The sequence below is a fragment of the Candidatus Chlorohelix allophototropha genome, from assembly GCF_030389965.1.
Classification (GTDB): domain Bacteria; phylum Chloroflexota; class Chloroflexia; order Chloroheliales; family Chloroheliaceae; genus Chlorohelix; species Chlorohelix allophototropha.
The window spans coordinates 1,909,212-1,920,303 of the sequence record NZ_CP128400.1 but is presented as its reverse complement, the minus strand read 5'-3'; the positions used below and the strand labels follow the sequence as shown (position 1 = coordinate 1,920,303).

The 11,092-nt window shown below is 47.8% G+C and carries 11 protein-coding genes and 1 pseudogene; 7 read left to right on the top strand and 5 right to left on the bottom strand.

All coding sequences use genetic code 11. From position 1 onward, the window contains the following. Positions 1–71: 71 nt before the first annotated feature. The 4 genes and pseudogenes from OZ401_RS20845 to OZ401_RS20830 all read right to left on the bottom strand — a co-directional run. Positions 72–572, bottom strand: coding sequence for a beta-class carbonic anhydrase (locus tag OZ401_RS20845; RefSeq protein ID WP_341470454.1), 501 nt, complete (start codon positions 570–572; stop codon positions 72–74). A 137-nt stretch (positions 573–709) separates the two neighbouring features. Beyond that, positions 710–1,234 (bottom strand): GNAT family N-acetyltransferase, encoded by a 525-nt coding sequence (locus OZ401_RS20840; protein WP_341470453.1) that lies wholly within the window; start codon positions 1,232–1,234, stop codon positions 710–712. A gap of 18 nt (positions 1,235–1,252) precedes the next feature. After that, complete coding sequence (locus tag OZ401_RS20835; protein WP_341470452.1) at positions 1,253–1,702, bottom strand: hypothetical protein; 450 nt, start codon at positions 1,700–1,702, stop codon at positions 1,253–1,255. A 45-nt stretch (positions 1,703–1,747) separates the two neighbouring features. After that, a pseudogene (locus tag OZ401_RS20830) lies at positions 1,748–1,906 on the bottom strand (carbohydrate kinase); the annotation flags it as partial. A 221-nt stretch (positions 1,907–2,127) separates the two neighbouring features. Between OZ401_RS20830 and OZ401_RS20825 the strand changes: the two are divergent. Continuing rightward, positions 2,128–3,660, top strand: a complete 1,533-nt coding sequence (locus tag OZ401_RS20825; RefSeq protein ID WP_341470451.1) for a glycosyltransferase family 39 protein — start codon at positions 2,128–2,130, stop codon at positions 3,658–3,660. 47 nt (positions 3,661–3,707) lie between these two features. On the opposite strand, the gene scpC is transcribed toward OZ401_RS20825, so the two are convergent. After that, complete coding sequence (gene scpC, locus OZ401_RS20820) at positions 3,708–5,225, bottom strand: succinyl-CoA:acetate CoA-transferase ScpC (protein WP_341470450.1); 1,518 nt, start codon at positions 5,223–5,225, stop codon at positions 3,708–3,710. Between the two features lie 351 nt (positions 5,226–5,576). Here scpC and OZ401_RS20815 point away from each other — a divergent pair, with 351 nt between their 5' ends. The 6 genes from OZ401_RS20815 to OZ401_RS20790 all read left to right on the top strand — a co-directional run bounded on the left by OZ401_RS20815 (position 5,577) and on the right by OZ401_RS20790 (position 11,084). Beyond that, positions 5,577–7,274 (top strand): hypothetical protein, encoded by a 1,698-nt coding sequence (locus OZ401_RS20815; protein ID WP_341470449.1) that lies wholly within the window; start codon positions 5,577–5,579, stop codon positions 7,272–7,274. Positions 7,275–7,719: 445 nt separating this feature from the next. Then, complete coding sequence (locus OZ401_RS20810; protein WP_341470448.1) at positions 7,720–9,030, top strand: Rieske 2Fe-2S domain-containing protein; 1,311 nt, start codon at positions 7,720–7,722, stop codon at positions 9,028–9,030. A 224-nt stretch (positions 9,031–9,254) separates the two neighbouring features. Further along, complete coding sequence (locus tag OZ401_RS20805) at positions 9,255–10,073, top strand: IclR family transcriptional regulator (protein ID WP_341470447.1); 819 nt, start codon at positions 9,255–9,257, stop codon at positions 10,071–10,073. 9 nt (positions 10,074–10,082) lie between these two features. Further along, the gene (locus tag OZ401_RS20800) at positions 10,083–10,286 is read left to right on the top strand and encodes a hypothetical protein (protein WP_341470446.1); all 204 of its coding nucleotides are present in this window, start codon (positions 10,083–10,085) and stop codon (positions 10,284–10,286) included. Positions 10,287–10,299: 13 nt separating this feature from the next. Next, a complete protein-coding gene (locus OZ401_RS20795) occupies positions 10,300–10,806 on the top strand; it encodes a transposase (RefSeq protein WP_341470445.1) in 507 nt (168 codons plus the stop codon). Between the two features lie 59 nt (positions 10,807–10,865). Further along, positions 10,866–11,084, top strand: coding sequence for a hypothetical protein (locus OZ401_RS20790; RefSeq protein WP_341470444.1), 219 nt, complete (start codon positions 10,866–10,868; stop codon positions 11,082–11,084). Positions 11,085–11,092 lie beyond the last annotated feature (8 nt).

The window sequence follows — 11,092 nt, the reverse complement described above, 5'->3', positions numbered from 1 at the left end:
TAAACCAGGTTAAATCGACTTGTGTCATTTATTAAAAGAAGATGAGTTGGTAGGGTACATTATTATTATAATCAGCCGCGTATCTCGGTCAGCCGCCCGCTCTTTACATCGTAGATGAAGCCGCGCACTGTTATCCCACTCGCTATCCATGGGTGCGACTTTACCCGTTGCATCTGATTCAGCACGTTCTCTTCCAGATTGGAGAAAGCATAGAAAGCGGCAGGCGAAACCGTAGCAGTGCCGGAATTGCGTTGCAAGCGGGACAGCAAATCTTCGTCCTTGAACTTGAGCATACCGCATTCGGTATGGTTGATAATCATAATCTCTTCCACCCCTAGCATATGGGTGGATACCAGCAGCGAGCGCAACGCATCGTCCGTCACCAAGCCCCCGGCGTTGCGGATGATGTTGGCATCACCGTTTTTCAAGCCCAATACATGCTCGATATTAATCCGGTAATCCATGCAAGCCACTACCGCCAGATGTCGTGCCGGTTCAAGCGGCAAGTCCTGACCTGAGAAATTCTGCACATAATTCAAATTGGCTTTGAGAACTTCGTCAATTGCACCCATACTACAATCCCTCATCTATAGTTCAAATCTATTTGTTAATTAATTCACTAACCAGTATAACAGCCGTAAGCTAACCTGCCAAACTGCTACTTGCCTCTATGCTTGCTCCAACGGATTGTGGGAAAAAGGAACGAGCGTTATTCGCCCCTCAACTTGCTGTAGACTACGATGTCGCGGTGTTCCCCGTTGCGCCATTGCGCCTTCCGCAGCACACCTTCACGGGTAAACCCGGCTTTTTCCAGCGAACGTTGCTCCGGCAGATTCTCCACATCGGTGGTAGCTTCTACCCGCATAATCGGATAGGTCGCCAACAGATAATGTGCCAACAAGCTTTGCGCTTCTGTGCCGTAACCCCTGCCGCGCTGCTCTTGCATCAAGGTGATACCGATGTTATAAACCCGGCTGCCGTCGTTTGGTCCGTAGGTTAACAGATGATAACTGACCATCCCGACTACCGTTCCTTCCGGTATCGTCACCACCAACCGCCCCCGTTGGAAATGCAGAAAACCATCCTCCTCAAAAGAATGTTCCACCATTTCAGGAGAACGCAACCCAAAAAAATTGAATTCACTACTATAAGAAAGGTCATTTGTCAAAGCTGCAAATTGTCGTACATCTTCGCGGTTATAGGGGCGCAAATTGATCTTTTCGCCAATAATCATTTCTACCTGCCTTTAGCTTTAATCACGGCGGATAGTGCGGCGAATTATCCAACGTTCATAAAAATAATCATAAGTTTCACTCACACCGTTTGATAAAGTGGGAGGAGTAAAGCCGTTATCGAGCGGACTAAGCGAACGCACCACATCACCGGGAGACATACGCGCCAACTTGCGCTTCTTGTCCTGCTTCACCGCCTGATCAATAATCTCGGCGGCAACACTGAGCGCAACCACCATCGCGCCCTTTGCCAACTTCTGCCCGGTTTCGCTGGCAAGCAACTCTCCCGCCTTCGCTAGATACGTGGGCAATTTGCGGGCGGCGGCTTTGACTGGCAAGCGCGATTCTACCACCTCCAGAGCGGTAACAGTCGTTTCGCTAAACTGACCTTCTTGCGCCAACACCGCCCCGCATTTGCGGCAAAAGGCATCGGACTCATCGCAACCAAACTGGCATTTATGGCAATACATAGTTACTTCTCCATAAAATTATTGAGAAAGCGTCGCACCTTTCTATTAGATAGATGGCATCGCCGGAATTGCGCCGGGTCGAGTAGTAGGCAGCGCGCCCGTTGCATTTGCAAAACGACAGGCTTCCGACACCTGCGCGAAGTTATTATAATCGAAATTGTCCAATCCGGCAGCAACAATTCGCGCCAGCAACCCCGCGCCAAAAGCATCGCCCGCCCATTACTATCCTGTAACACTTATTTACTTCACTTCAGCCTCACATGATTACAAGTTATAAAAACTACTAATTCAAAACATAATATATAATACCTTAAACTAAGCTCAAAGTTATTAATTGTCTAACCCAAACGATTTACAAATTAATTCTTATCACTTTGAAATTTATGTGCTAAACAAAAGCTATTTAATTTCTTGGAAGAGCAGAAATGAGTATATCTAGCAAAGCTGCCAAAGAAGAGAAAATTTACACCTACGAAGCGCCTAAACCGCTAAAGCTTATGACGTGGAATCCTACTACAGAGAAGGTAGCGCTGGTTTTAATTCTGGCGTTGGCGTTGGGCTTACGCTTGTTTAACCTTACTAGAAATTCTCTTTGGTATGATGAAACTTTAGACCTAGATATTGCTCACCGCACGCCTTTCTGGGAAACTTTTACTATTTTTTCAAAGTATGATGTACACCCTCCTCTGCAATTCCCAGTAATGCATTTGTGGGTAAAATTGGTAGGTTTGGGAGAAGCTAATGTAAGGTTACTTTCGGTTATAGCTGCCGTGATAACCATTGCGGTAACTTATTATATAGCGCGAAGATACCTCGATCGAAAAATAGCTTTTACCGCTATGCTTTTCTTGAGCGTCTCTCCTTTACAACTTTTCTGGTCTCAAAGCATTAGACCCTACTCATGGTTTGCCTTGCTAGTGATAATCAGTTTAGGTGCAACGCTGTTTGTGAGCGAGAGACCAACACAACTCTGGAGATGGGCAATTTATATTCCATTAGCCGCTATTCTACCCTATACCCACTACCTTGGTTTTCACGTAATTCTGGCAGAAGCGGTATTTTTATTATTTGTCTTTTTCAGACAGTGGGGCAATATTTTACGTTTGTTAGTCAGCTTGATGCTGGTAGGGGCTTGTTTTATTCCGTGGCTATCAAATTTTCTTTTGCAAACTACCTACGGTTTAACATTTTTTACTAATACCGGACCAAGCCAACTAATAGCTACTCTAGTAGCATTTTCTAGCGAATTTATTCCAAATGGCTATTTAATGTTGGTAGGGGCAGTATTTTTGCCGCTTTATTTGATCGGCTTGATATGGGTATGGCAAAATCGGGCAAAGATGGCTGTTTTTCTATTTTGCAGTAGCTTGCTTCCAGTATTTACCTCGTGGCTTAGCAGTTTGATTCGACCAAATTTTGGAATCCGCTATTTTATGTTTTGCGTCCCAACTTTTCTAATGACAGTAGCAGTAGGAATTTGGGTTTTGGCACGCTATTGGAAATATGCTCCTTATCTTGCGTTGCTGGCTGTGCTCGGTCTTAACCTTATATCTGAGGTTAACTATACCCAGCATTATTCATACCAGGATTGGCGGGGTATGGTCAATCATATTGTAGCTAATCAGCAGGATAACGACCTGATTTTCCTTTCTAACCCCTGGAATTATACCCAACCCTCTTTTGATTATTACTACCTTCATCAACTAGCGGCACCCGGCAACCTCGATCGGTTGGCTGTTACCGATCAGGCGAAGGTGAAAGAGCAGGTTGCATCAATCTTCAAAAACCGCCAGCGCATTTGGATGGTCAGTTTGTATGATGGCTATGGAAACTGGGTTATTAATAATATTTTCCCTAATCTACCACCCGGCTACAAAAGCACTTTCAAAATGCAATATGGGAATCCAGAGCAGTCTATACTTGAGCTTATTTTGTTAGAAAAACAACCTGAAGGATAATTTCAGTAAAAAGGCAAGGGGCTTAAACCCCCTGCCTTGTTTTTATATTAGGCGTGCATGCTGCCGGTGCGTTGGTAGCGCAAGTGCCAGCTAAAAGCCTCTTCTAATAGATGGGGCGTTTGCTTGCCGGGAGATAACTCTAGCGAACGGCGGTAATAATCGCGCAATGCCGGGCGATAATCCGGGTGTGCGCAATTTTCGATGATTTGCTTGGCGCGTTGCTTGGGCGAAAGACCCCGCAAATCTGCCAAGCCCTGTTCGGTCACGATAATCTGCACATCATGCTCGGTGTGATCCACATGCGAAACCATCGGCACAATGCTAGAAATCGCGCCTCCCTTAGCTTGTGAGGGAGTCATGAAGAATGACAGATAAGCGTTGCGGGCAAAGTCTCCCGAACCGCCGATGCCGTTCTGGATGCGCGTTCCCATCACATGGGTAGAGTTTACGTTGCCGTAGATGTCGGCTTCAATCAAGCCGTTCATTGCCAGACAGCCCAGACGGCGAATTACCTCCGGGTGGTTGCTGATTTCCTGCGGACGCAACACAATTTTATCGCGGTATAGGTCGAGATTCTGGTTCATCTCCTTGATAGCGGCAGGGCTGAGCGAGAAAGCGGTGGCAGACGCGCTTTCCAATTTCCCGGAAAGCATCATAGAGAGCATGCCATCCTGTATAACTTCGGTGTAAGCGGTAAGACCCTCGAAAGGACCTTCGCTCAAACCGGCTAATACCGCGTTGGCAATGTTACCCACGCCCGATTGCAGCGGCAACAGGTTAGGCGGGATGCGCCCTTTCTTAACCTCATGTTCCAGAAATTCCAACAGGTGTCCGGCGATTCGCTTGGAGTCCGCGTCCGGGTCTTTGAAGGGCGAGTTGCGATCGGGCGAGTTGGTTTCCACAATCGCAATTATCTTTTCGGGTGGACAATCAAAATAGGGCGTGCCGATGCGGTCATTCGGGCGAATTATGGGGATAGGTAAGCGATCAGGCGGCAATTTTGTGCCGTAGTAGATATCGTGCATACCTTCCAGCTTTTCGCTTTGCCATGAGTTCACTTCCAGAATAACTTTATCGGCTTGGTCAATCCACGTTTTATTATTGCCAACCGAGGAGGAGGGAATCAGGCGACCATCTTCGAGGATTCCCGCCACTTCAATTAGGGCTATATCCAGCTTTCCGAGAAAGCCAAACCATACAAATTGGGCTACGTGGCTCAAATGTATGTCAATATATTCCATTTCGCCGTTGTTGATGCGCTTACGACAGGTTGGGTCGGATTGATAGGGGAGTCTAAGCTCGATTCCTTCTACCATAGCCAGTGCGCCGTCTAGTTCCGGGGCGGTAGATGCGCCCGTCCAGACCCCGATTTTAAATTTGTTGCCCGCTAAATTAGCATCCATAATACGCTTTGCCAGCGCGGTGGGGGTTACTTTGGGATAGCCTGCGCCCGTAAACCCGCTCATACCGATATTGACATGCGTTGGGATAAGCGCAGCCGCTTCTTCTGCGGACATGATTTTGTCGCGCAATTGGCTGCACAGTATTCTTGAACCGGAGGACATTGGGAATTTCCTTTCTGAGTTGTGTAGGTAATCTAGCGGCATTCATGAAAGGCTGATACCGATATTGTAACGCCGAAGATTGTTACAATTATAACATTCTACTTCGCTTTAAGCTATTTTTCAGAACACCGCCCGCCTCGGCATACGACCTTACCCTAATTATTACAGTTTCTTATCGTTTTCTAATAATCGGTCTGAACCTATTGTATTAATCATTAAAATGTACTATTTTTCTGTCATATATTTACCTTTGTTAACCATTCTTTTACTTTATAAAGAGTAAAGGTGGCAAAGAATAGCTTTAGCAGCATTTTCTATAAATCACACCCATCGAAGAAGGAGTCACCTAGCATGCCGAAAAATAGTTCAAAACCCCTCAATAGATCTCGCCTCTGGCGATATGGCAGTAGTTTTGTAGCCGGTCTTATGATATTAATTCTTTGTTTTAGCCTGACCAGCCGAGATACTTTTGCGCAAACACCCCCCGACAGTCAGAATACTCCCGGCGACCAAACCCAATTACAATATACCGATGAAGATGGCTTTAAGGTGGACGAAGCTTTTACAGCGGAAGAAAAAGCCCAGTTACTTGAGCTTGCCAAAGGCGGGCTTTCCGAGGACGAAATAAAGCAAATCAAAGCTATTGCTGCTCAGAAGGTGCGCGATTATGTGCCGATAGCGATTGAGCGGCTCGACCAGAAAACTCAAAAAACCGCCGATACGCGCCTTTTCTGGGTCTTTCTAGTAATAGTGATTGGGATGCCGGTGCTGGCTTTTATCGGTTTTATGGTCTATCCGCTGGTAGTTCGCAAAAAGATTGCACAGCGAGTTCCCAACGTTAAATTGGGTAGTCTGTATAAGTTCTATTTGCCACAAGCGCTGGTAGTGACCGTAATTTTGCTGGTATTGGGTTCAGCTTTGTGGGGAATTCAATTCTTGAACGGCAGAATTCTAGGGGGGATTTCCAACCCGCAGGTGGTTTTGCAGCGAGAGGCGCTCAATAACTTGATCGACCAGAGCGATCAATTGGTGGAAGATTACACCACCATGTTTGTCAGCCTAGCCGATAATCTGAATACCGCCGACCCGGATAAAGCCGCTTTTGACTTGATTCTGGACAATGCTAATCAGTTAAAGCAAGACCCGTTGGTTAATTTTACCAGCGATGCGGTTGGGTTTGTCATGCCTTTCCTTAACTATATTTCGTTGGTAAGCTTCTTGGTCTTGCTGCTGCTGTTCTTAATGCGTATCCGACCGGATGTTATGCGGATGTTAACCTATCCGGTGGATGTAATGGAAGCGGAACATTACAAGAAGAAGTTGCCCGATTTCGATTCACGCGCCGCCGGAATCATCAGCGCGAAAGAAAATTCTAGCCTGACGATGCGGGAGATTGCCAAGAAGCTGATGTGGACTGAAGTTAAGGTGCTTGCCTTTTTCGCCGTTGCCATCACCGTAGTTGCCTTCTTGATGAGCTTGGCGCTGGTCTTTTTCTTCAATCCGATCGCTGCCATGTTGATGGAAACCGTCAACGCCGGGGTGGATAACTTCTTGCAGGCTGACGGCGCTTCCGGGTTCTTATCCTTCACGATGCTGGTGATGATGTTATTCGTGGTTGAATGTGTGGTGGTAATGCTTATTACCTTTATTATGGTGTTATCCCGCTTGCAAGATGTATTGCGCCAACGCTTTGCGGGCAAAATTAGCTGGACTCAGGTGCGAACCTACATTCAGAAGGTGCTATTACGTTTTGTGTGGTTGCTGGCAGTAATTACGGTGCTTGGTTTTGGATTGCCCTATCTGGTAGATTTTGGTATCAATCAGTTGATTGAGCATAATTCCAAAGGGCAAGAGCCTAACTGGGGTTTAGTCCTACTGGTTATCCCCATCAGCTTGATGGTAGCCTTCAACCTGTTGTTCTGGTTGTTGCGCGGCTTTAAGATGATGGCTAAGCTCATTAAAGTTACTGCCGCTATGGAATTTAATCTCCCCAAACCGGGCGTTAAAAAAGATTTGGGTAACTTACCGAAACCAACGCCACTCGGTTAAGGCGGCTTGACTTGGTTAAGCCCAACGAAGGGCGTATTCAAATACGCCCCTACGAATTAAAACCGTCTCGTACGGATGTGGTTCGGGGTAGGAGCGCATTGCGATGCGCCCGGTTTTAGATTAAGCCCCTTGTTACCGAAAGTCTTACCCCAACCCTCGTTTTACGGTTTTAATTGTTAATCCTCTTGAGCAAGTTGCCTGAACCCCCTTTGAGGAACATTTTATAGGGGGTAATTTCCTTCTTGCAATTATTCTGCCTTTCTTAAGTAACCCTTTGCGATTATTTAATAAATAAATTACATTTTTTAATTTGATTCCAATAATTGAAGTCTATAATTTTTCTTAATAGATTGGCTGTTTATATTGCTGAAGCTAGGCATCACCGCTCAATTTGTTTGAATATTTGAAGAGCGGAAGTATTTATTCTTTGGAGAAATTTGTTTATATGGCGCGTTTTGGTAAAACCCGGTATATGAGTCATGCCGGATTGGCACTTTTCACGGTATTATCCTGTTATGTAGCCTTTTTACTCGAAGGGGCTGCCCCTCTGAACGTGGTTCTGACGGATGGGCTTGGCTACTGTGCGCTAATTTTGCTGGTCGCCACGCTGGCAATCGGGCCCCTCAACCTGCTGCGCAAGCGCAAAAACCCTGTTAACTTGAATCTGCGCCGCGATTTCGGCATTTGGATGGGGCTAACTGCGCTGGTGCATGTGCTTATTTCTTTCCAACTTTACAGTAACAACGGTGTTCTCTATTACTTCTTTGAAAATGGCGTGCCTCAGATAAACACGTTTGGTTTCGCCAATTACACCGGGCTTCTCGCCACCCTCATAACGGTGGTACTGTTGGTGTTCTCTAACAACCGCTCACTCAAGTATTTGAAGGGGAAACGCTGGAAAGCTATTCAGCGTTTTAATTACCCCTTGTTCGGTCTGACTGCGCTGCATACGCTCGGTTACCTGATTTTCAACGAGCGTGCCACCACGCTCTACCTCGTCCTGATAGGCTTGGTAGCGGTGACTTTGCTGGCGCAGGGTGTTGGTATCGTAATATTTATGGCGCGTGATCGTTCCCGCGCCGGGTTGTACGGTGCGCCTGTGCCGGTGGAGGCAAAGGGCGATGTTATGCGCCGCCGCTTTGTCGTAGTAATGGGTGCGGCGGTACTCGCGGGTTTTGGCGGCGGCATGGTGCTACGCCCGCTGCTTTTCAAGGAAAATAGCCAAACGGCGGTTGCTGACCTTACGCCGGAAGTCACCACCACCGCGCCTGCTACTACTGCACCAGTACGCGGTAACGGACGGGATGGCGGACTGCGCGGTACACAACCAGTTCCCGGCTCGAATCAAACTCAGCGCGCACAGACTCAAGCGCCTGCCGCTGCTACAACTACCGCTCAAGCGAACGCCCAAGCGAAAACCACTACTCCTGCGGCTGTTTCAGGTGGTACGGTGCTTGCCACTCTCGCTTCGCTGCCGGTGGGCACGGTTCAGCAATTTACTACGCCCGACACTCACAAAAGGGCTTTTGTAACGCGGACGGCGGACGGTTCGGTTAAAGCTTTTAGCGGCATCTGCACTCACCGCCCCTTTGACCTAGTGTACAATCAGGGGTTGAAGCAACTATACTGCTCGCTGCACGGCGCGTGCTTCGATCCTGCCACCGGCGCAGCCACCCGAAGCCCCGGACGTATCGCGCTTCCGGCTTTGAAGGTACAGGTGGATGGACAGGGTAACATTGTTTACACCTCCCTCTAATAGATTTATTGTCCCGCACAAGCTAGCAGAAGGATACGGTTCACCCCGTGTCCTTTTGCTTTCATAGCAACTGTTCTTCTCTCCATATTCCACAATGTGATATTTAATAGTTCGAGCTGCAAAACGTGTTGCTTGAGTTTCCACCTGTCAAAAGAGCATTTTCGTTTGACAAAATATAAGCTATCGGATATATTTTCGTCTGGTGAAAATTCAGGAGAAAAATTATGCGAGGCAGACCTAGAAAAGACCCTGAAAATGAGGGCGAACGCCATACCGTCCAATCGGTAGAGCGCACCTTCGATATAATGGAAGCCTTGGCGGAGTTCAAACGCCCGGTGACGCTTTCGGAGTTGAGCGCGAAGGTTGACCTCAACATCAGTACGGTACATCGCTTGCTCTCCACTCTCATAGAACGCGGCTACGCCCGGCAAGACCATGCCACCGGGCGTTACAGCGTGGGCAATCGTTTGGTAGCGCTGGCAAGCGGCTTGGATGGTGGCGGCGATTTGCAAAGCGCGGCACGTCCCGCCTTGCAACAACTGGCGCGAGTCATCGGTGAAACCGCCAACCTTTCGGTGCGTAGCGGCGATCAGCTTGTGTACATTGATCAGGTGCAATCGGATAGGCTCATGCGGATGTTTACCCGCGTTGGCACTAGCGTCCCGCTCTATTGCACCGGCAGCGGCAAGCTCTTTCTGGCGTTTGGCAGCGAACCCGCCGCACTGGAACGCGATTTGAACCGCTATTTGCTTTCGAATCGACTTGAGTCGCGCACTCCCGCCACCTTTACCGACCCCCTCGCCCTCAAAAAAGAGTTGCAAACCATTCGCGAACGTGGCTACAGCTTCGATAATGAGGAGATGGAAGAAGGGGTAATTTGCGTGGCTGCGCCGATTCTGGATCGCGCCGGGCAGATTGTAGCGTGCCTCAGCATCAGCGGACCGACCAGCCGTTTAGGGGCGCACGGTCACACCGAATTGATGGAAGTGGTGGAGACAATCAAGCACGCCGCCTACGAAACCGCCAACCGCTTGAATAGTTAGTAGGGTTGGGTGGCGTTTATCGTGGGTTGGGGCAGAGAAGAGCAATCAATACCGGGCGGTTCACGAACCGCCCCTACGGGTTCGGAGGTTCGGGTTGGTAGGGGCGCATCGGGATGCGCCCGGGTTGGGTGGCTTTTATCGGGGGATGGCGATAGGCGCAATCAATACCGGGCGGTTCACAAACCGCCCTACAAAACCATTTTCATGGGTTGAGGAGTCAATGCAAATGGATTTTGAACCCGAAAAGCATCACAGGCATTCAATTCGCGTACAGGGATACGATTATAATCAAGGTCTTTTTTTCTTGACGCTTTGCACATACCAACGTGAGCATTTATTTGGTGAGATTGTAAATAATGAAATAAGATTGAATCGATTTGGTGAAATTGTACTGGAAACATGGGAATGGTTATCCGTAAAATACACCTTTGTAGAACTTGATATGTGCGTGGTGATGCCTAATCACTTTCATGGGATTCTTCATTTGAAAGGCACTGATATTGAACCTTCCAAACCGAATCTGAAAACTTTAGGAAGTATCGTTGGAGTTTTGAAAACCGTTTCCACAAAAAAGATTAATCTGATTAGAAATTCTCCTGTTACACCAATTTGGCAGCGTAATTATTACGAACATATTGTGCGAAATGATAACGATTTAGATCGTATCAGGGAATATATTGCAAATAATCCGGCGACATGGGAAACGGATTTAAATAATAATTGGCAAAAGTAGCGGTACAACCATGTTGGGAATGGTATTAATTCGTAGGGGCGCATCGCGATGCGCCCGCGATGGGTGGCGTTTATCGGAGGGGTTGGGGCAACACGCGCAATCAATACCGGGCGGTTCGTGAACCGCCCCTACGAACCAAATCTCATGAAAATCGATTTGTAGGGGCGCATTACGATGCGCCTGCGATGGGTGGCTTTTATCAGGGGGGTTGTGGCAACAAACGACGGGCGGTAAAAGCGCAACCGCGCCCCCGCTCGCCTGTTATAATAGTTAGGTAGTTTGGTTA